Raw genomic sequence first — 21,464 nt, 5'->3', positions numbered from 1 at the left:
ATTATTTTGATTTATTCTGAAGCCTCAAATAACCTACTCTTTTTTTGAATGTCTTGTGCTCGATCTCGACAAGAAATTGAGAAAACTTTTCCAATGTGGCATCAGGCATTTTTTCCGCTCTTCTGGTCTTCATGTTGAAATAGATGACCGTCAGCCAAAAAACAGCGTGAACGACTCCATTTTCATCCTTCATCAGCAATTCTACAATAGCAGTAATATCATCTACAAAAATAGTCTTGCTGGTGATTTCAACAGTAGAATTGTATCTTACTTCTTTCAGATAAGCGATCTCATTCTGAATCGTAACCCAAGTACATCCTGTTTCTCTCGTATACTGCTCATAAGTGAATCCATAGTTTTCTTCCACATGGTCTTCTCTTGCATTGAGCATATACTCCAGATATTTCACATTATTGAGGTGACCAATTGGATCGCAATCTGCAAAACGGATCTTTACGGTAGATGAAAATTCTTTTTCCATAGTACAAAAATAAAAAAACCGCTCCGAAAAAGAGCGGTTTTAAAAAGTCTGTATCAATTAAAGACCTAATTCTTTTCTAACTGCCGGTGTAGCATCTATCCCTGCTTTGTAAAGTAATGCTGGTGTAGAAGCGTCAAAAACATACTCATAACCTGCTGCTTTAGCAATTTTTGAAATAGCATCGTTGATCTTTTTCTCTAATGGAGCTAAACCAGCCTCTCTTTTCTCTGCAATATCTTTCTGAGCTGCAGCATAAACTTGCTGAAGGTTGTCCTGAAGTTTTTGAACCTCTTGGCTTCTTTGTTCGTTTATAGCCTGAGTTTGCTTTGGAGCTTCTTCCTGATATTTTTTCATTAAGTCCTGAAGAGACTTACCTTGTTTCTCTAATTCTGCTGTTTTTGCAGTCTGCAAATTTTGCAATTGCTGATCAAGAGCTTTTGCTTCTGGCATAGCAGAGAAAATTGCATTTACATCTACAGAAGCAATTTTTTGGGCCTTTGCAAATCCTGTTGCAAAAACCATTACAACTGCAACTAATAGTACATTTAATTTGTTCATTTTAAAAAGTTATGTTTATTTAATATTTAATTTTAATTATCTTATTTTGCGGCTTCTACACCTCCTCGTTTCTGTGCTCTGGCTCGCGGAGTTATCTTACCTCCTGTTTTACTATTACTATTGGATGGAGCATTATTTTTGTTTTCTTCTGCTTTAGGCAACGTTTTTACAAGTAAATTCAACACAGCTTCTGTATAATCGTACTTTTTATCCAAGAATATCACACTGATGTTGTTGCTTTTATCAAGAACTATGCCCAAGTTATTTTTGGTAGATACGGTCTTAATAGCATTCCATATCTGGTCTTGGTAAGGCTTTGTAAGATTGGATCTAAGCTGATTAACCTCACCATTTGAGCCAAATCTTGCACCAATTGTGTTACGTACGCTTGCCTCCAAATCTACGATTTCTTTTTCTCTAAGTTTTAACTGATCGCCAACGAGTAAAACTTTTTCATTTTCAAAAGCTTCTCTTTTTCTTTCGTACTCTGCCTGTAATTTTTGCAAATCAGACCGCCATTGTTCAATCTGGGTATTAAGTCTATTTTCAGCTTCCTTATACTGGGGCAATTTACTTAATACATAATTGGTATCCACGACACCTATCTTTTGTGCATAGATTTGTGTAGCGGTAAAAAGAATTGTTACAATTAATGCAATTTTTTTCATCTGACAAAAATAATATTTATTTTTTATAATGGTTGGTTCATCAAGAAGTGCGTTTGCCATCCTGATGGTTCAGAACTTCCCAAGGTTTTATCAAATCCGTAAGCAAAATCAAATCCTATCAATCCGAAAGCAGACATAGATACTCTGATGCCTAATCCTGCAGCCCTTTTCAATTTAAAAGGATTATATGTCCCGAAACTGTTCCAAGCATTTCCTGCTTCTACAAATGTCAATGCAAAGATCTTTGCTGTCTGATTCATAGAGATCGGGTATCTCAATTCCGCAGCGAATCTGTTATAAATGGTTGCTCCTCCGTAAGGCGTGATATCATAAGTAGATGATGAGCTGAATCCTGTGGAAGAAGCATTTTCATAACCTCTCAACGGAACCAATTCTCTACCATCAAATCGACCATTGAACAAACCAACACCTCCAACATAATATCTTTCAAATGGTGGTGGACCTAATTCTTTACTATATCCATTCAGGAATCCCATCTCCCCAGTTGTTCTGAGGACTAGTTTTCCGATTACCTCGTTATAGAAATCTGCCTTCAATTTTACTTTGTAGAACTCCATCCATTTATATTTGTCCAAGGTACTCATTGTAGAGTAATCTTTGTTACTGAACCAAGAGTAAGGCGGCGTAAACTTCACAGATGCTTCTATATTGGAGCCATACGTCGGGAAAACCGGATCCAAACCAGCAGAGTTTCTACTCAAACCGATATTGAAACTGAATGATTTCGTACTACCATTATATTCCAGCGCATCTCCAAAATAGAAAGGATAATTACTGAAATTATAACTCTGAAACTGTATCCCCGTATAGAGTGAGAAGTAATCATCCGGCCATTTCAATAATCTTGTAAGGCCGGCAGTAGCAGAGAAGATATTCATTGTCTGGTCTCCTGTCGAATAGGAATAATTTACTCTGGAATAATTCAACCCAACGCTTAAAGCAGTCGGTCTCGTCCCAAATACCCAAGGCTCTGTAAAAGAAACTCCATAATTGGTAAAATATTGTCCAGCCTGTGCCTGTAATGATAAAGTTTGTCCATCACCTTGAGGAACCGGTTTGAAATCCTTGAATTTCAAGAAGTTTTTCAAAGAGAAATTATTGAATGTCAAACCAAGGGTCCCGATAAACGATCCTCCACCATAACCAGCTTGCAACTGTACTTGGGAAGACCCCTTCTCTACCAATGTCCAGTGCATATTTACCGTATTATCCTGTGGATTCGGTTTCACATCTGTTCCGATCTGCTGAGGATCAAAGAACTGCATACCGGCTAATTCGAAATAGGTTCTCTTGATATCCGACTTAGCAAACAAAGCTCCTGGCTTTGTCCTAAGTGCTCTCAAGATAACATGGTCATGAGTAGTGGTATTTCCAGACCAGGTTACACGATTCCAGGTTGCCTTCTCACCTTCATTGATCCTAATCTCCAAATTGATAGAATCTCCTTTTACGGATTTCTCAATTGGTGTGACATTAGAGAAAAGGAATCCATTGTTCATATAAATGGACTTAAGGTCGGAATCATCTTCTTTTCCTCCGTCTTCTCCTACTTTTTTGTTAAATCCTACTGCATCGTAAATATCACCGGTCTTATATCCTAATATCTTCTGTAAGAACTCAGTAGAAAAGGTTGTATTTCCAATGAAATTAATATCACCGATGTAGTACTTTTTACCTTCGCTAAGTTTCACCTTGATATTGTAACCTTTCTTATTTCTGGAAACCGAATCTGAAACGATCGTCGCATCCCTGAATCCTAATGAGTTATAATAGCTTATCAAGTTTTTCTTGTCTTCATCGTACTTATCCTGCACGAATTTTGAAGGTTTGAAGATACCTTTTATAAATCTCTTCTGTTTGGTGTCTTTGAAACCATTCTTTCTAAGTTTTCTGTCAGAAATCTGCTCATTACCATCAAACTCGATCTTATCTATCTTTACTTTTTTACCTTTTGCAACTTCTATTGTCCAATCTACAAGATTAGCATCGTTCCCATTGGCCTTTTCCTGAATGGTGATTTTTGCATCAGCAAAGCCTTTCGCAACGTATTCCTGTGGGATCTTGTTTTGTAAGCTGGATATAAGGTTATTATTGATCTTGGTTCCTGGTTTCAGATTATTTTCCTTGATGAGTTTCTCATTTTTAGATTTTCCGATACCTTTTCCTGTAAATTTAACTTCCCCAAGTTCTTTAAGGTCCTGTAACTGGAATTGTAGAACGACATTTTGTCCTTCCACATCCTGAATATAAACCTCTACTTTTGAGAAAGACTGTGTTTCCCAAAGCTTTTTGATAGCATTGCTAACTCTCTGCCCGGGAATTTCTAACTTCTCTCCTTTCACAAGACCTGTAAAACGCAAGATCTGAGCTGGTGTATATCTTTTGACGCCGTCTACAACGATATCTTTCAAAACATACTCTCCATTCTGGCCTGCAACAAGTTCTGTGTTTTCTGCATTGTTACCCTGTGGAACAACCTGTGCATGGAAATATGCCGAAGCTGTCAACAAAATAATGGGTATAATTCTTAATTTCATTCTTGAAGTTCTCTTTTCTAAATATTTTTATGGAATCAGCTGTTCGCTTGTTTTCCCGTATCGTCTCTCTTTATTTTGATAATCTATTATACACTGGAAGAATGTATCTTTTGTAAAATCTGGCCAAAGTACATCCAAAAACTGAAGTTCGGCGTATGCGATCTGCCAAAGCAAGAAGTTACTGATACGCACCTCTCCGCTTGTTCTTATCATAAGGTCCACCTCTGGGAAGTATTTTGTATAAAGATGGTCTTGGAAAATCTTTTCATCAATATCATCTACATCTATTTTTCCTTCTTTTACATCTTGACTGATCTCTTTTACGGCTTTCAGTATTTCTTTTTGAGAGCCATAATTCAAAGCAAGAATCAAATTGCCGTTTTTATTATCTTTTGTAAGCTCAATAACATTGATCAGCTGGTCTCTCACCAGATCTGGAAGTTGACTTATATCTCCTACGACATGCATCCTGAGTCCTTTCGTGAAAATCTCTTCAGCTTCCAACAATAACGTTTCAGATAAAAGGGACATCAAGGTATCTACTTCATCTTTTGGGCGGTTCCAATTCTCAGAAGAAAAAGTATAAAGCGTAAGGTATGGAATATGAATCTCGTTACATGCATTGATCACATTACGCACGGCATTGATAGCATTTCTATGGCCAAATGTCCTTTCTTCTCCTCTAGACTTGGCCCATCTTCCGTTACCATCCATGATAACAGCAACATGTTTTGGAAGTTTATCCTTATTTATAAGTTTTCTTAAATCCTGCATGATCATTATTTACAATAACAAGGTGGTCTTCCAAAAGAATAAGACAAGATAAGAGTTGCAGAATTGACCCAATCTTTTGAATTTGGATTCCCTATGTTTCTTTGGTTTATAAAATCCTGAACCACAGCGTTGGTCTGTTCTTTGTCAAGAGCAGTTTTTGTAACACTAACATCTCCATCCTTCAGCGTACTATAATCTACTTGATCGGAGAACGTAGGACGGAAAGTGAACTCTCCAGAAATCGCCCAATTGTAATTGAATTTATATTTTAGTCCTACTCCAAGTGGCAGACCCATTGTAAATATTTTTTCCTGAGTATAATTTACTCTAACATCTGTAGCAGATGCAATCGTAAGTTCAGGTTTGGAAGCATTCATATACAAACCGGAAACCCCAGCAAATATGTAAGGACTGATCATACTACGCTGTTCCTCATTCACTGGTAAAAAATTATATTCAAAAAGTAAATCAGCAGAGAATACGGAGTTGGTCCCCCAGAGCTTTCTCATCCTTCTGTAATTTTCTTTGGCATACCTGTCATCAAATTGGATATTATTGAATCCTAAATTAAGCCTTACCGTCTGATATGGGTTAAAATTCATTCTATACATTATTCCTCCGTAAAACGGCAGCCCATAATCAGACACATTGCCGATGGGTTTTTGTAGAATATAGTTCGTTCTTCCTATATCACCTACAAGATTGCTCATACCCATCTGCACTCCTATCTCATGTCTTTGAGCTCTTAAGCCAAGAAAACAAAATAGGGCGATAAGGATATAAGTTGACTCTTTCTTCATTTTCAATATACTGAAACGTCTATTATTCAAAAATTTGCTGCAAATATAAAACATTTTTAGTTTAAGGAACTTCTTAAAGTTTAGTTAAATAAGATCGAAAAAATATAATTTATTGTTATAGAAACGAACATATTATCAAAATAGTCTTTAAAAAAAATAAAAGCCTTAATAAAGGCTCTTATTTTTTCCCAAAAAATTTTTTCAGCTTATTTCTAACCTTGATAACAGTAGGTTCGGTATAATTTTTATCTTCCTCAAAGTATCCGTAGCCGTAACCATATCCGTAGCCGTAACCATATCCGTAACCATATCCGTAGCCTTGCTTGACAACAAAATCGTTATAAACAAATCCTAAATTGGAAATTTCTTTATTAAAATATTTTTCTGTTATCATTTTCAACATATGCTTTTCCGTATACTCATGTCGAACGACATATATTGTTGTATCAGCTTTCTTGATCAACTCAAAAGAGTCGGCAACCAGACCAACCGGTGGAGAATCTATGATAACATATTCATACATCTCCTTCAACTTGTCTATGAACTGCATATTACTATCACTCATCAATAATTCTGAAGGGTTTGGAGGAATTGGCCCTGATGTGATCACATCCAAACCAGGGATACTCGTGTTATTGATAATTTCTTCGAGCTTAACCTGTCCTGTAAGATAATTGGATATCCCATTCTTATTATTGATCTTGAAATCCCCGAAAATCTTAGGTTTCCTAAGATCCATTCCAAGAAGGACAGCCTTTTTACCACTTAACCCCAATACCGATGCAATATTGATCGACACATATGTTTTACCTTCTCCACTGATAGATGAAGTTACCAAGATGACCTTACTTTTTTGTTCCTCATCAAACAAAAACCGAAGATTGGCCCTTATGGCCCTAAAGGCCTCTGATATAGACGATTTGGGTTCTTCCAACACAGTTAGGTTATTATCATAATTGTTATGACCGACAACTCCCAATAATGGAATTTTGGTCACTGTTAACAATTCTTTTATACTTCTAATTTTATTATCAAGCAATTCCCCTATTGCCAGGAAGATAAGAGGAATCAGCAATAACCCTCCAATGATCTGCATTTTTGTAGCATTAACATCGGGTGCGATAGGTCCTTGTCCAAGATTCTTGGCTGGATCTATGATATTGAGATTACTCTGATTCGTTGCAACTCTCATTTGAGATTTTGACTGTTCTGCCAGCAAAGTATTGTAGGTACTTTCTATCATATCGTAACCTCTCTGTGCATCCAGAAACATTCTTTGCTTTTCCGGCAGGGTAATCAGATCATGGTCTATCACTCCGATTTGGGAATTCAAATCAGCAAGTTTATCATAGTAACCTTGGAAATATTTCCGGAGTCCACCTTGTGAAACATTTCTCGCCTCATTGATCAGTCTGTTGATTTCCCTCATTGGCTCAGAATTAGGCGTATATATCAGCGCCATCTCTCTTCGTTTAGCATAAAGAGCCTTGAGTTCTGAAATAGAGGCATTAAAACCACCATCTTCTATGCCCGCCAAATTTAGATTGATCATTTTCTCTATACTGTTTGCATCCACAGAGTTCCTTATATCAGTAAGAGAATTCAGTTTTGTTACAAGTTCAGCTTTTTGAGCTTCCAGATTGCTAAGCTTTTCTAGTGTTTTCGCATCGATATTTTCCATATCGAAAAGGCGATTGTTAATCTTTAGATTGTTAAGGACAGTAGCGCTAGAATCAAGCTTTTTTCTGATCTTTATAAGATTATCGCTAAGATATTCTACAGTATTTTGATCTACGGTATTCTGATCTTGCAATCTCTTTTTTTTCAGCTCGGTTACAGAATTATTCAAAAAGTTGATTGTATTATTAAGATTATATCCTGATTTACTGATGATCATAATAGAAGAAAGCTCTTTATCAAAATCCACGGTCAAGCTACTCACGATACTGTTAACAGCCTGGTTTACAGGAATAAGATTTATTATTATATTCTGAAGTTCCACATTAGGATTTGGAGTGGGATTTGGAACCAATCTGAATTTCAGATTAGGAGATTCATACCATTCGTTTATTTTAAGAATAGTGTTCTTTTTTCTAGAATATGACGGAACAGTTTCGTAGGCTTCAGTATTATAGTTATAGAGATAGTTGGACAATCCTTCTTCCGGAAGAACAACTTCGTAATTATTTTTCCCTTTGGGAATGATATTTATATTATAGTTTACCTGCTGAAGATGCCCTTTGTCAATCTCCAAAAAAACTGGACTATCTTCTTTATCCAGATAGGTTGTTTTAATTAACCCTTTCGTCGTATAATTTGTTATAAGATCTAATTTTTTGACCAAATATTCATTATGGCTTCTGGACAATAGTATCTTTTTCAGATAAACTCCATCTTGATTGCCTCCTTGCCCCCATATAAAGTTAATTGATTGGTTTGGTGTAAAATAACTAGCCGTGTTATTTGAAATACTTAAGGACAAGCTAGAGGCATAAATTCTCTGTGCATAATATTTGCTATACACAAATGATATGCAGTAACCTATAAATCCCAAGATCACAAACCAATACCAGTTTTTGATGACCCTCTGAACAAAATGGGCGGGATCAAATAAATTAAATGACCCAATTTTTTCAGCCTCTTGTCCTGCGCCCTGTTTACTGTTATTTTTATCCGGAATCATTATTATAACTTCGTAAGAATTAGATAAATAGACATTACTGTTGTAAGAAGAGATACTCCTGTAGTAACAGCCTGGAGCGGTTCTTTTCCAAATCCATTGATACTCTTTGCATTGGTATTCAGATAGATAATATCTCCATTTTGCAGCCAGTAATAAGGTGAATTCATTGCATCTTCTCTTGTAAGATCTAGTTTAGCCACCTTTATTCCTTCAGGATATTTTCTATGGATAGTAATGTTTTTTCTGTCAACGGTACGATTAAGCCCACCATTCATCGCAATCGCCTGCATAATGCTAAGCTGATTTGTATATGCCACTTTTTCCCCAGTGATTTCTATTGTTTCCATATCTCCAAGGAAATAATACCTTAGACCATCCAGATTGAGTCTAACTTCTGATTTGCCTTGTAGAAAATTCTCATTCACCCGTTCCTGGATCTCTCTTGTCATCTCTTCCAAGGTCCTGCCCTCTGCTTTTATATATCCTATTCCAAAGATATTGACATCCCCATTAGAGTCTACTTTTAATCCATTTAAGTAATATGTTGCGGTACCTCCATGTCCACTCCCTGTCTGGCTTGCGTTATTACCTCCAGAAACGCTACTATTTCCTGTGGTACCTGGAGCAGACGCATTTATAGAAGAATAAAATTGAGCAGCATCGCCATTCGGTGTGGTAACTACATTCAGCTTCAGGATATCTCCTTTTGTAACCCTGTATTCAGGAACATTATAAGGTACCAAACCCTCCTCATTGATGGTTAAACTTTCACTAGGTTGCAGATATCTGATATCTTTTTTTGATACACAAGAAGAAAATCCAACCAATATGAACAATAAAAATATGTTAAATGAATAACTCTTTCTCATTAATGTTTTTTTTACAAAAGTAAATTATTTTAATCTTTTTTAAATCTCAATAAAATAATCGGCAAATAAGCCCCTAAAAAACCCAACAACATCACAACAATCAATAGTTGATTGATTTTCAAGTGTCTCAAAAAGTAAACTACGACAATGATAAAAATGTAGTAGGCCACAATATATGCTGTTGAACGGCGGTGCGTAAGCCCAAGATTCAATAGTTTGTGATGTATGTGATTTTTATCCGGTGACAATACAGATTTTTTATGATAGATCCTTGTAATAATAACCGTGAGCGTGTCTATAATCGGTAAGATCAAAATGGCAACCGCAATTACAGGTGCTGTCTGTAGATAATAAAACACATCATCATTCTTTGCTATAAAGATCTCTATAAAAGAAATCCCCGTGAAAGCCAACAAAAACCCCAATATCATAGAACCAGTGTCTCCCATAAAGATCTTTGTACTTCTTTTATTAGAAAGGTTGTAGATCAAAAAACCTAAAGATGCAGCAATAATAATAGCACAAAGGATAACGAGCGGATCATTATGTGGTCCTAATCTGTAAAAGCTTATACCAAACAATATGCTTGTGGCTATCGTATAGCAGCCAGCAAGACCGTCGATACCATCGATAAGGTTGAATGCATTGATCAGAATAATAAACGTCATAATACTGAATATCACACTTAAATAATAATTGACCTCATATATACCGAATACGCCGAACAGACTTCTTATCCTTACATCAGAGCCTATCACAACCAGGGATGAAACTAAAATCTGAGCCAAAAGCTTCTTATATGCACGTAAAACCATGATATCATCCATCACTCCTACAAAAAACAAAATGATGAAAGAAGCAAACAAGAACTTATAACGATCGAATAATTCGTAAGCAAAAATAGGAGCACAAACACCCAAAGAAAAAAAGATCGCAATGCCTCCCAAGTTAGGTATCTTCCTAAGATGTGAACTTCTTGCACCTGGCTCGTCCATCAGATTTTTTCTTCTGGATATCTTTATAATTGTAGGTATTGCCGTGTATGTTATCAAAAACGAAAATGCAAAGCCCAACAAAAGCTTAAAGTAAAAAAAGGAGATTCCGGTGCTTTCTATAAAAGTTTCGAAATTATTATTCATTTAGTGTTTTTGACTTTTACTTATTAGTTTGTCAATAGCCTGACAATTCTCCTAAGCCTGAAAAGACCAAGGATGTAATAAATTTTTTTTCTCAGGGGCAAAGATAATAGATAATTCTTACCAAACCGCTTATATTCCAATATATCTTTAATTTTTAAATCATTGAGTGCTATAAATCTATCCAATTCTTTTGACATTTTATAAAAATCCCCTTCATCTTTTACAAATGCCTGATAAGCGAGAAAAGTATAAACACCCTCCAAAATTTGAAAACCTTTCAAATCTTTTTTTTGATCAGAAAATCTGCTTTGGTTAAATTTCTCACTCACAGTTTCCACGGCTCTCAAAATATCCAAACCTTTCGTCGTATGACTTTTGCTGATGGAATTCTGTCTTTCCAGATATTGGTAATGATAATTCGGAGTGAATGCCAAAATATTACAATTAAGTAAAAGTTGCGGGATCAATTCGATATCTTCAAAATGAATTCCTCTTTTGAATCTTTTATTTTGAAATAATTCTTTTTTGAAAAGCTTATTACAGGCAAAGTAAGAAATGTCAGAAAAAACAGAAAGGTTATTTTCTAGTGTAATTTTCTCTGGAAAACCCGGAAGCTGTGTCAATTTTTGAGTAACAGTCCCATTTTCATCAACTTTCTGAAGATTACAAATTGCCATTTCCGCTTGATGCTTTTCAGCCAGACCATACATCTCTTCAAACATCGTTTCAGAAACGTAATCATCACTGTCAACGAAACCGAGATACTGTCCTTTCGCTCTGTCGATCCCGAAATTTCTGGCATCGCTCAAACCTCCGTTTTCTTTGATGAAACCAAAAATCTTGTTTGGATAATCTTTCTGAAATTTCTCAATGATCTGTTGAGAATTGTCTTTGCTTCCGTCATTCATAACAAGAATTTCGATATTCTGCAAAGTTTGATTGACCAATGACAACAGGCATTTTTCCAGATACAACTCAACGTTATAAACCGGAACAATGATAGAAACTTTGATAGCAGAATCCAAACCCATCAAATTAATTTCTTGTAAATCTAGGACTTAGAAAACCTCGCTTAGCTTCATCAAAATCAGAACGCGAACAAGGGATGCAATTATCAATATCCTCATCTTCTCCAAAATACCAAAGATTGCTGAAAACCTCTCTTTTAAAAGCATATTGAGAATCATTGATCAAAACGTAAAAGGTCTCGTAAGATTTCTCTTTCGGATGCGATTTCTGAATATTGACCCCTTCTATCAAATGCCAGATCATCTGTGCCAAAAGCTGATGATTGAGCTGAGAATCAGAATAGATATTATAATTGAAGACCCCTACAGATCTCAGTCTCTCACTCAAACCTATTTCTTTCATGTAAGCACAGATTTCCCTTCTGTTGAGTCCATTCACTTGTGGATTCATAGAAAAAGCTTCGCCAAAACTTTCAACCGCGTCACAGTTAATCGTTACCAGATCTGCTTTTCGGAAATAAGGTTCCGTTTTTTCTGTAGAGTTCATCATTTCTGCCAATCGGATAATATCGAACTGAACTTCTTTGATGAGTTTCACAGAGTCCATTTCGTTCAAATGCTTCTGATAACCGAGATGATGATAATTTTTTATAGAGAAATTTTTGGAACCTAGTATTTTGCTCAGGAAATTGGATTCGTGGATTTCCTCATCTTGTTTCAAAGAAACGATATTACTGATTTGCGTATAATTGATATTTTTCTGATGAAAATTAAGCGCAGAAAAAAGCGAAAAAGCAAAATCATTGCTTCCACCAACAATCACGGGAATCGCACCTTTGTAATGACAGGCCGAAAGAACTTCCTGCAAAATATAATGAGAATCCTGTGGCGTTCTTCCGGAAACCAGATCTCCCAGATCCACTATCGGAATCTCAAAATCAAGTTGAGATAATTTGTAAAATTCTCTTCTTATGCCTGTAAAATTCTGACTTTCTGCATCTCCGTCGGCTCCTCTGTAATCTGAAACAAAAAGCAGCACAATGCTGTCTTCCTTGATTTCATTGATGATCTTGTCTCCGATCTGCCATTTCTCTGTTCGGATCTTTTTTGGTGCAATGATAAAGTCTTCAAATTCCATAATCTATTTTTTATCGCAAAGACGGAAATTTTTTTATCTCAGTCGTTTCTAAGTCGCAAAAACCAACTCCCGTTTTTATTAAACTTAGCGACTTTATTTCTATAATATTTTTAAAATCTTGCGACTTCGCGTTTCAATTTATTTTACAATTTTTACAATAACATCTTTTGGCGTTTCCTTAGAAAATTGAATCAGCTGATTCTTAAGTCTAAGTGTATTTTCTTTCTGCACAGAATAAAAAGAAACCGTAGTTCCTCCGGACATATAATTATTCTGAATCGTGAGCGTTCCAACTTTTGAAAAATAATCCGGCATTTTTACCCATTCATCAAAAACCAAAGCCACATCAAACATTTCATTTTTTGCGGTTTCAGCAACATAATTCTGAAGATTTTTATTATCCAGAAACTTTCCGTGGTCATTCTTTCTCAATTTTGCCACTTCGATACTTCCCAAACCATAAGTATCCAAAAGATGAATGTTATTAAAATAAGTAATCGCACCAATATCATTGGCAACAACTCTCGAGTTCCTGTAATATTGATGAAGAAAATTTGCTAACTGAATCTGTTGATCAAAGATATTCTTAGAAGCGATTTTTTGTTTATCCAGCATTGTTCCGAATCTCATATAAAATGTAATCAATAAAATAAAAACGGTTCCGAATTTTAGAATTTTGTTAGTAGCATTTTTATGAAAAACCTCATCAACGAAAGGAATAAGCGCAAATAAAATAACGACAACCAAATAAGACTCATATCTAATCAGCCAACCAAAATTCGCGAACAAAAGATGAACCACAAATCCACAGAACACCACAAAAGGAACAGCATTTTTGGGAAGCTGGAGAGTTGTAGAATTTGATAATTTTTGAGTTTTTATGTTTCTGAAAATCTGAATTAATAAAATTAAAATCAATATCGAAACTGAAATCCCACGATAGGCATTTCCTGCCACTCGCATTAAGAATCCGACAATTCCGTCATTGGTATTTCCTTTTAAAATTAAAGAATTAGGCAGGAAAAATGAACCGTGCTCAATGGAAATCCAACCATAAACTAAAACTGGAGTGATTGCAAAAAGTCCTAAAGCAATGCTGATAACATAATTTTTCTTAACAAAGAAAAGGTAAACACAAATGAAGAAAATGAAAAACAAACTTTCATACCTGAAACCTACTGCGATAATCGCAAACAAAGCGAGATTCGAGAAATTTCTTGGTGCTTTATCTTCAAGATATTTTTGAAATCCGAGTAAAACCAAAATCATCGCCAATGTATGGAAAACGTGCTCCATTCCTGTCATAATCATCAGATGCAGAGGCATTAATAAAACGACAAATGACAATATGATGATATAAGTTGATTGAGAAAATTGTTTGAGATATCGATGAAAAATTAAAATTAATCCAATTCCTGCCACACTATTAGCAATCAAAGGAATGTATTCCCAGTTTCCAAAAACTTTAATCAGAACTGCTAATAAAAATGTAAAAAGAGGAGAAGATGTTGTGGAAGAAAACTCGTATTGTGTGATTCCCCAAGTTTGAAATTCCGCAAAATTCTTCGCCATAGAAAGGTGAATGTAAGCATCATCCAAAGGATAAATATATCTTCCTGCGAAATCCACAACAACCTGAATATTGTAAAAAATCAACAATCCAAGAATCAGAAATAATATTAAAAGTGCTATGTTTTTTTTCATCATTTCAAATTAATTGCTCCAAAGGAAATTTCTATATGTTTCTGGTGTAAAACGCCCCGCCTTACCTTGATATGAAGCAAATACAAAGTAGTAGAAAATCATGAACGCGACAAAAAAGAAATGCCATAACCGCTTTATATTCAAGTTGAGAGAGGCAATGATATTTGGTATTATCAAACATGAAAAACCAATATAAACCCCGACCAGTCTTGTTGAAAACACTGGATTATCTCTGAATATGAAATACAAGCAGACTCCCATCACCACGATATTTCTCATATACTCATAATACCAAATCTTTTTACAAGCTGACTTATCATAAGCTATAAGTAGAAAAGCATTAAGCACCATAGTACCATCCATAAAACTAGACGCTTTGTCCTCATATCCAATATAGCCATTATAACCATTGGACACATCTTGCAAGTTAAGGCTACCAAGAAAAGAAGAAAACAGGTCATATACATGGAGAGGAGACAAGATAACACTTATTATAATCGCATAAAAAATCCTATTAGAATTAAGCGGGATAAGCACGAGCCAATATGCTGGTAAAAATATGATTGCGGATTTATGAAATCCATATGCGATGTACAAACATAGTAGAAACCACCATATTTTCCTGTCTTTTATGAATTGATAGGAGAAGACGCACATTGTCATCCCTAATGCCTGCCTCATGTGACCACTGTCAGCAATAAAAAAACCTGGGATAAAGAATAACAGAACCGTAAATATTGGATAAACCGAGTTCTGGTAATACATCCTCATCTTCATACCAATTGTAATAATTGCACTAACTAAGGTGAATGATTGAAAAGGGCCACCAAATGCAAAAACAATTTTGTTCAGTAATACGTACATCCATTCGATGTCTATGGCCGATTGACGAAAAAGCATTCTATCATAAATCTGCGAATAATCTAATGTAGGAAAATACAGAGAATAAAATGAACGATAGACAGGATAATCTGCACCCACATTACCTCGTAGACCAGAAAATAGAATCAAACAAATTGCTACTAACCAACTAGCAACGGGTGTCTTTTTTTCTTCATTACTATAAACTTCCTGAAAACTAAACAGAATTATTAGAATAAATAAAATTGTGAATACAGGATGTAATACTATCATGAATAGTCTTTATATATAATCGTCAGGGGTCCAATGGTCACAAAGATAAATCTTATTTTAAAATCATTTTATTCTTTTCTGTGTTTTGTTTATAATTTTTAACCTTAGTGGCTCCTCAAGATACCGATAGCTTATGGAAGCAAAGAAAAGATTAAGACAGAATGCTAGTAAAAACTTTATCATGTCTATGTAAAGTTGATCCGCATCTCCAGGAAATATAACTCTGAATATCTGTTCAAAAATTATCAAACTAAGAAATTGTGTCAAATAAAAAGCATAAGAGATATTTCCTAGATAAATCATTTTCTTTGAACAGAAAAGAAAATCAAAAAAAGTTTTGTATGACAAAGCAAGAATCACACCTGAAAAACCAAATACACACAGTTGTTGTGGGTAGTAGTTAAAAGAAAAAACGGCAAACAAAAACAATAAGCTGAAACCAAAAAAAACAGACGCCTGAAGTCTGGCAATGGTTATTTTTTTTCTTACAACACCTATCATAATTCCTATAAAAAACTCCGGGATAATACGAGGTAGACCATTCATTGTATAACGATCCACTGTAAAATTTGGAATTTGAAACCATTTCCATAGAAATAACAATATAACCAATATACTTATTGACAAAAACAGAACTCTACTTTTTCTATATACTAACGCAAGAGGCACAAATAAGAAAACATAAGCAAACCATTCCGCAGAGATACTCCAGGAAGGAAAATTCCAAGAATAGTGATCTGTAGTACTCCAGGCATGTATCAACAAAAAATTATTTACTAATGTATCCGGATAAACATTCAGTGTTTCTTGGTGAAAAATATATTTCCCCACAAAAAGCAGGGGAATGAAAATCAGTGTTATTATAAAGTGTAAAGGATAAATCTTAGCAAATCTTTTAATAATGAAACCATAATAATCTCTGAGACTTATTTTATTGACAAAGAATTTATCATAATAAACATAAGTAAGAATGAAACCACTTAAAATAAAAAAAACATCTACTCCCAAATACCCTATTTCAAAAAAAACAATTTTAGGAATTGTAGTATAGACTGGAAAAAAATGATATAGAAATACCCAAAAGGCAGCATAAAAGCGTAACCCAGTTAAATTGTTTAGCATATCTTTTTAAATTACCAAAACGGCTTGGCAGAAAACTCCACCAACCCGTTTTTTTGCTTTATATATAGTTTTACTACTTATTGCTTGATTATTTTGAATATTCTAGAAATATTTTTAATGCTTAAAATGTAAACACCATTTGTCAAATCAGAAATATTAATTTTACCCTCAGAAATAATTCCTCTTTTCAAAATACTCCCCGCCATATCATAAATTACATACTCAGATTCTTTATTATTTTTAAAATTAACATGTATATAATCTTTTACAGGATTAGGAAAAATGTCTACCTCAGAATCATTCTCGGAAATTTTAGGAGGAATAACCAAACTAAGTTTTGTTTTATTTGAAGTAACAGTATATGGTAAATCTCCCATATACCTTTCAGTATCCTTTGCACATCTCACACCCATTGCAGCTTGTGGATAAAACCCAGTACCGGAAGCTAGTTTACCTCCATTACCAGAAACACTGCTAAGGTTTAGACCAATTGCGTAACCTGTATAATAATCTGCAGGGGAACTCGTCCACAGACCTGTTTGGTATTTATAATTATCTGCAGCAGGAAAATCAGTTCTAATGTTTTTCCAATCATTTCCTCCAAGTATTCCCCTGATACCAGTAGTTGGAATATTACCAATATTATATTTGGAACCAGAAAAGTTAAATACCCATCCGGCTCTGATGGTTGGCATTACACCATCAGTAAATGTTCTTAGGGTAACACCTGGATATTGTCTAACATTCATATTATTGTTCGCTGCACTTCCTGTTAAATCACTTATTGTACTTTGCTGTATTCCATAATTTGTAAAACCGCTTGTCGTATTATAGCCATTGTAAAACCAAGGTGAAGATCCTTTTGCGTAAGAACCATTATTTCCTGCAGCGAATAAAATAGCCCCGGCAGTATCTGGTACTCTCCAACCACCCGGGCAAGGGTCATAAGGTGACTTTTCTGTAGCATGTCCCCATCTGTCTTGAGCCAAGCCATTTTCGTCGGAAATCCAATCTTTTACCTGTGTCGATTTTGTAGCCAAAGAACCCAAATCTTCTATCCCAAGTTCATTCCCGGTTTTAGACCTGAAAAGAAAATATAAGGGATTTTCTGTAGCGTATTTTATTACTTTTCTTATTTTTTCATTTTTCTTATCAGCAGTTGCAATTCCAGCGTAAGATTTATAGAGACCCCATTCTCTTGAATATCCAAGGTTTTCATCAGTGGAGCTATATATAGCATCAGTAATTGGACTAGAATAAACAATATTTCCTGAAGCATTTAATCCTGTTTGCCTGAATATATTATACGTGGGTGCAACTGTAATGTAAGGAAAACTAACATTTCCTTGAGATTGAGCACCTCCCGGATAATGGAATGTTGGTATTGGGTCTTTCCTTCCCCATTGGTAATGAAGTCCTCCTGATTGTTGTATCTGTGTTTTATATGCCAGATTAGTTTCTCCTCCATGTACCGATGGTAATGACTGGAGAGCCCCTAAATTCCTATCCATAAAAGTGGTAGTAAGTGGCGTACCTCCTTTAGCTGAATTAATTATATGTCCGCTTGTAGTAGGTATAATTCCGCCATTTTCAACAGATTCTGTAGTATAGGTTATTTGACTTTCTTCTAATAATGGATCTGTGACTGGAGCCCAGATATGCCAACTCCATAGAACTTTATCCGGATTAGAAGTACCCCAAACTCCATTATCACCTTTATGAAAAGCGACAACAGCATTCCCTTTCTTTCCCGCAGCTATTGTAATTTTCATTTCCTGATCAGGGTATACTCCAATAATCTCAATTTTTTTTACCAAATCTGGATTGTCACTCCAAACTACACTTCCTGTATTCATATTTCCTAACGGAATTTCTTTATTTTCAGAAAGGTAAAGTTTATGCATCGCGTATGCTTTTTTTAGACTGATTTTTAGCTCTTTATCCATTGCCGAGGCATTAGATGTTTCGCCAGTCATCACCACAAAACTATTTGGTTCTTTGATCCATGATTTGTAATCTGTGGTATCTGTATCTGTTGATGCGACAAAATCTGTTTTATAAAAATCTGGTAATAACGCCATGTTTGGATCTTTCATGCATCTTACCGCTCCAGCATTATTTGTTTTTGTTGTTTGATTCACATAAATTCCATTCCATCCAGTACTAGATACATCTGTCCTTTCACCATCACTATGAATAATCGTTTCCCTACTTCCTCCAATTCCATAAGTTGCAGTAAGCAAAATAGCATCTGAGCTTTGGTCCTGATACACAACTTTTGCAGTGGTATTTCCATTTGCCGGATAGAATACATAATTTCCGCTAGTAGGTATAATTCCTATTTTACGATTATTGGTGCCATTAAAATCTATTCCTCTACCTGTATAAGCTTTAACCCCCAACAAAGCGTCATTAACCAAATCTGGATATATTTGGCTGTAAGACAAATTATGATCATCATCATTTCCTTGATGCCTACCTAAAGGATTTAGATTATTATTACTGGTATTCCTTCCATAATGTGATGGTACCCTCCAACCATTTGGACATGGATCAAATTCGGATTTCAATTCATATGATTTACTATCCATTGCGACTGTAACATCATCACTAGATGCATTGCTATGCAAACCCTTTCTGTTATCAGACCACAAATCCCAAGTCTCTATTAATTCAGTATTTGTATTATTAATTTTATATTCTTGGCTCGAAAACCATGTACCATCATTTAAGTTGTGTGCAATTATGTCAATTGGATGATTAATAGAATATCTTATATTTCCATTAATATTATTTGTATTAGTATCTAATCCTCTATACTTTACTGGCATTTTAGACGTGACCAATGCTGCATTCTCATGCCTAATACTACCAATATCTCCGGTAATTTCATAATATGACCCGTCTTTATATTCTAATGGCGGAAGGGGATCTTTTCTTCCCCATTGATACATTAGTCCACCTGACTTATGCCAATCATTTCCCAAGAAACTTGCACTAGTAGCTCCTAAATTTCTATCCATATATTGGGGATAAAATGGTTGATTTGAAATATTAGTCTCAAAACCTTGTCCATATATAGCACCATTTTCTGGGTTATCCGTTACCCAAATATGCCATGTCCAATATATAATATTGTTTACTTTAATCGCAATACTAGCATTTCCTTCTCCCTTAGTTTTATCTATCAATACTCTAATTCTAGCTTTCTCGCCAACTCCTTCAATAGATGTTGATTTTACTAAACCATTGACATCTTCCCAAAAAACAGAAGCTGAGACTTGATCATTTTCATTAATTGGTGTAAATATCCCATCATCATTTTGCATATATCTTCCTTTTTTCCACATTTGATAAGCCTTTCTTACAGGTATATATATTCCATCTACATCATTTCCTGTTTCATCCTTACCTGTAAAAATATAACTATTCGGTGCCAATGTATAATCTGGCTCTGCAGCAGTTTCGATATATTCATTAACCTTAAGAGAAGACGTCATGCCATTCCCATAATCTGCAATTAATTCAGCATCATGAAAACCTGTATTGTTAAATATTACAGATGGATTTGCCAAACTTGAGTTGATAACATTTGTACCATCTTGAAAACTCCAGCTATTGGAAACGGGAGTTCCTCCCGAAAGATTTGTAAACTGTACAGAAGCTCCATTAGTTGCTGTAAGTGGCGTTGCCGAAAAGTCAGCTCTTGGAGACAGTGTAAGGACATTCCCAAAATCAATTTGTGCATTCACATCCACTGCCTGTCTTTGCCCTGCTGTATTGGTATAGGCTTTGACCTTTATATAATATTTGGTGCCTGCCTGCAAAGGATAGTTAGAGACCAGTGCATTCTGGCTGTTCAGCCATCCATTCGTGGTTCCAGTAGTATTGGTAATTTGTGTTTCCGTAGTTGTATTGTCAGGATTGACCTTTACAAGATACGTCCAGCTTCTTATAAAAGAAAGGCACCTTAAATTCAAAACAGCAGTTGTAACATTTGCCGGAATCTCAACAGTTTTGCTTACGTAATAATGATAACCGGTTATTGTATTATTACCTGTGATCCATCGGCTTTCCAGCAACCCCGTAGTTATTTGGGCAAAAGACCAGCCGGATGCCGCATACCTGGTAATAGGCGTCGATACAGTCCCATTGGGAGCAGTATAGGTCCAATCCGGATCAGAAATCCCAATATCTCCCAACAATGTATTGCTCTGGTTATCATAGCCTGTGTTAAGATAGATTCTGGACGAAGCTCCCGATTCAATTTTAATAGTTCTGGTAGACATAGAACTTCCGTTAGCGTTACTAACCGTAAGTTTTGCTGAGTAAGTACCCGGACCGGAATAACTTACTGCCGGGCTAGCACTTGTTGAAGTTGAAGGTGTACCACCAGAAAATTCCCACGAATAGGAAGTCGGACTCGCTGTACTTTCGTTGTTGTAATTGACTGTAATATTACTTCCTGAGGAAGCAGAACTAGCAGAAAATTTAGAAACTGGTTTTTGCCCATATAGAAACAGAGCAAAAAACACCATGGTAATAGTGTAAAATTTCATCATTTGTTTATTTTTTGCAAATTTAATCTAAAATAAGAAACTGAGCCAAATTCTATCGCATGAATTTAGAATTTGGCATTTTTTATCGAGAAAACAATGGAATATAATTAGAATTAGCGTGAGTTCGATTTAAGAATAATGCAAAAATATCAATAGGAATGGGCTTTAGCCTATTTTAATGATTCGGAAAGAAAAATAGGCTTTAGCCAAAATATATCATCAATTTGGCTAAAGCCCATTTTGAACCGCAATCTTTACATCGGGCTGAAGCCCGACACAATTTATAAAATGTAATAAATTGATTATCAA

General features: G+C 35.3%; 15 protein-coding genes. All 15 read right to left on the bottom strand.

Going from position 1 to position 21,464, the window contains the following annotated elements; translation table 11 throughout:
* Window position 1: 1 nt before the first annotated feature.
* Window positions 2-481 carry an acyl-CoA thioesterase gene (locus tag BLT30_RS01500; protein WP_089870828.1) on the bottom strand — a complete coding sequence of 160 codons (480 nt, stop codon included), beginning with the start codon at window positions 479-481 and terminating at the stop codon, window positions 2-4.
* A 57-nt stretch (window positions 482-538) separates the two neighbouring features.
* Window positions 539-1,039 carry an OmpH/Skp family outer membrane protein gene (locus BLT30_RS01495; RefSeq protein WP_027383397.1) on the bottom strand — a complete coding sequence of 167 codons (501 nt, stop codon included), beginning with the start codon at window positions 1,037-1,039 and terminating at the stop codon, window positions 539-541.
* A gap of 41 nt (window positions 1,040-1,080) precedes the next feature.
* Complete coding sequence (locus BLT30_RS01490) at window positions 1,081-1,767, bottom strand: OmpH/Skp family outer membrane protein (RefSeq protein WP_089870826.1); 687 nt, start codon at window positions 1,765-1,767, stop codon at window positions 1,081-1,083.
* Window positions 1,731-4,265, bottom strand: a complete 2,535-nt coding sequence (gene bamA, locus BLT30_RS01485; RefSeq protein ID WP_089870825.1) for an outer membrane protein assembly factor BamA — start codon at window positions 4,263-4,265, stop codon at window positions 1,731-1,733. The genes BLT30_RS01490 and bamA overlap by 37 nt, the downstream gene beginning before the upstream one ends.
* A gap of 27 nt (window positions 4,266-4,292) precedes the next feature.
* Window positions 4,293-5,039, bottom strand: coding sequence for an undecaprenyl pyrophosphate synthase (locus tag BLT30_RS01480; RefSeq protein ID WP_089872840.1), 747 nt, complete (start codon window positions 5,037-5,039; stop codon window positions 4,293-4,295).
* A gap of 5 nt (window positions 5,040-5,044) precedes the next feature.
* On the bottom strand, window positions 5,045-5,839 hold the full coding sequence (porG, locus tag BLT30_RS01475) for a type IX secretion system protein PorG (RefSeq protein ID WP_089870822.1): 795 nt from the start codon (window positions 5,837-5,839) through the stop codon (window positions 5,045-5,047).
* Window positions 5,840-6,017: 178 nt separating this feature from the next.
* Complete coding sequence (locus BLT30_RS01470) at window positions 6,018-8,522, bottom strand: exopolysaccharide transport family protein (protein WP_089870820.1); 2,505 nt, start codon at window positions 8,520-8,522, stop codon at window positions 6,018-6,020.
* A 2-nt stretch (window positions 8,523-8,524) separates the two neighbouring features.
* On the bottom strand, window positions 8,525-9,391 hold the full coding sequence (locus BLT30_RS01465; protein ID WP_089870818.1) for a polysaccharide biosynthesis/export family protein: 867 nt from the start codon (window positions 9,389-9,391) through the stop codon (window positions 8,525-8,527).
* Between the two features lie 29 nt (window positions 9,392-9,420).
* On the bottom strand, window positions 9,421-10,530 hold the full coding sequence (locus BLT30_RS01460) for a glycosyltransferase family 4 protein (RefSeq protein ID WP_089870816.1): 1,110 nt from the start codon (window positions 10,528-10,530) through the stop codon (window positions 9,421-9,423).
* Window positions 10,531-10,553: 23 nt separating this feature from the next.
* The gene (locus BLT30_RS01455; protein WP_089870814.1) at window positions 10,554-11,561 is read right to left on the bottom strand and encodes a glycosyltransferase family 2 protein; all 1,008 of its coding nucleotides are present in this window, start codon (window positions 11,559-11,561) and stop codon (window positions 10,554-10,556) included.
* 4 nt (window positions 11,562-11,565) lie between these two features.
* On the bottom strand, window positions 11,566-12,636 hold the full coding sequence (locus BLT30_RS01450; protein ID WP_089870812.1) for a formimidoylglutamase: 1,071 nt from the start codon (window positions 12,634-12,636) through the stop codon (window positions 11,566-11,568).
* Between the two features lie 138 nt (window positions 12,637-12,774).
* Window positions 12,775-14,343 (bottom strand): EpsG family protein, encoded by a 1,569-nt coding sequence (locus tag BLT30_RS01445; RefSeq protein ID WP_089870810.1) that lies wholly within the window; start codon window positions 14,341-14,343, stop codon window positions 12,775-12,777.
* A 6-nt stretch (window positions 14,344-14,349) separates the two neighbouring features.
* Window positions 14,350-15,474: an EpsG family protein gene (locus BLT30_RS01440; protein WP_089870808.1), complete on the bottom strand. Its 1,125-nt coding sequence runs from the start codon at window positions 15,472-15,474 to the stop codon at window positions 14,350-14,352.
* Window positions 15,475-15,537: 63 nt separating this feature from the next.
* Window positions 15,538-16,596 (bottom strand): acyltransferase family protein, encoded by a 1,059-nt coding sequence (locus BLT30_RS01435; RefSeq protein ID WP_089870806.1) that lies wholly within the window; start codon window positions 16,594-16,596, stop codon window positions 15,538-15,540.
* Between the two features lie 77 nt (window positions 16,597-16,673).
* Entirely contained in the window at window positions 16,674-21,158 is a 4,485-nt protein-coding gene (locus tag BLT30_RS01430) for a PKD domain-containing protein (protein ID WP_089870804.1), read from the bottom strand.
* Window positions 21,159-21,464 lie beyond the last annotated feature (306 nt).

It is taken from the genome of Epilithonimonas hungarica, assembly GCF_900102265.1.
Classification (GTDB): domain Bacteria; phylum Bacteroidota; class Bacteroidia; order Flavobacteriales; family Weeksellaceae; genus Epilithonimonas; species Epilithonimonas hungarica.
Note: the sequence above shows the minus strand (reverse complement) of the source record. Positions and strands in the feature narration are given on the sequence as shown.

Bases quoted from the DNA above. Each gene is read 5' to 3' on its own strand.
- BLT30_RS01500 (WP_089870828.1), bottom strand. From the start codon at position 481: ATGGAAAAAGAATTTTCATCTACCGTAAAGATCCGTTTTGCAGATTGC.
- BLT30_RS01495 (WP_027383397.1), bottom strand. From the start codon at position 1,039: ATGAACAAATTAAATGTACTATTAGTTGCAGTTGTAATGGTTTTTGCA.
- BLT30_RS01490 (WP_089870826.1), bottom strand. From the start codon at position 1,767: ATGGCAAACGCACTTCTTGATGAACCAACCATTATAAAAAATAAATAT.
- bamA (WP_089870825.1), bottom strand. From the start codon at position 4,265: ATGAAATTAAGAATTATACCCATTATTTTGTTGACAGCTTCGGCATAT.
- BLT30_RS01480 (WP_089872840.1), bottom strand. From the start codon at position 5,039: ATGCAGGATTTAAGAAAACTTATAAATAAGGATAAACTTCCAAAACAT.
- porG (WP_089870822.1), bottom strand. From the start codon at position 5,839: ATGAAGAAAGAGTCAACTTATATCCTTATCGCCCTATTTTGTTTTCTT.
- BLT30_RS01470 (WP_089870820.1), bottom strand. From the start codon at position 8,522: ATGATTCCGGATAAAAATAACAGTAAACAGGGCGCAGGACAAGAGGCT.
- BLT30_RS01465 (WP_089870818.1), bottom strand. From the start codon at position 9,391: ATGAGAAAGAGTTATTCATTTAACATATTTTTATTGTTCATATTGGTT.
- BLT30_RS01460 (WP_089870816.1), bottom strand. From the start codon at position 10,530: ATGAATAATAATTTCGAAACTTTTATAGAAAGCACCGGAATCTCCTTT.
- BLT30_RS01455 (WP_089870814.1), bottom strand. From the start codon at position 11,561: ATGGGTTTGGATTCTGCTATCAAAGTTTCTATCATTGTTCCGGTTTAT.
- BLT30_RS01450 (WP_089870812.1), bottom strand. From the start codon at position 12,636: ATGGAATTTGAAGACTTTATCATTGCACCAAAAAAGATCCGAACAGAG.
- BLT30_RS01445 (WP_089870810.1), bottom strand. From the start codon at position 14,343: ATGATGAAAAAAAACATAGCACTTTTAATATTATTTCTGATTCTTGGA.
- BLT30_RS01440 (WP_089870808.1), bottom strand. From the start codon at position 15,474: ATGATAGTATTACATCCTGTATTCACAATTTTATTTATTCTAATAATT.
- BLT30_RS01435 (WP_089870806.1), bottom strand. From the start codon at position 16,596: ATGCTAAACAATTTAACTGGGTTACGCTTTTATGCTGCCTTTTGGGTA.
- BLT30_RS01430 (WP_089870804.1), bottom strand. From the start codon at position 21,158: ATGATGAAATTTTACACTATTACCATGGTGTTTTTTGCTCTGTTTCTA.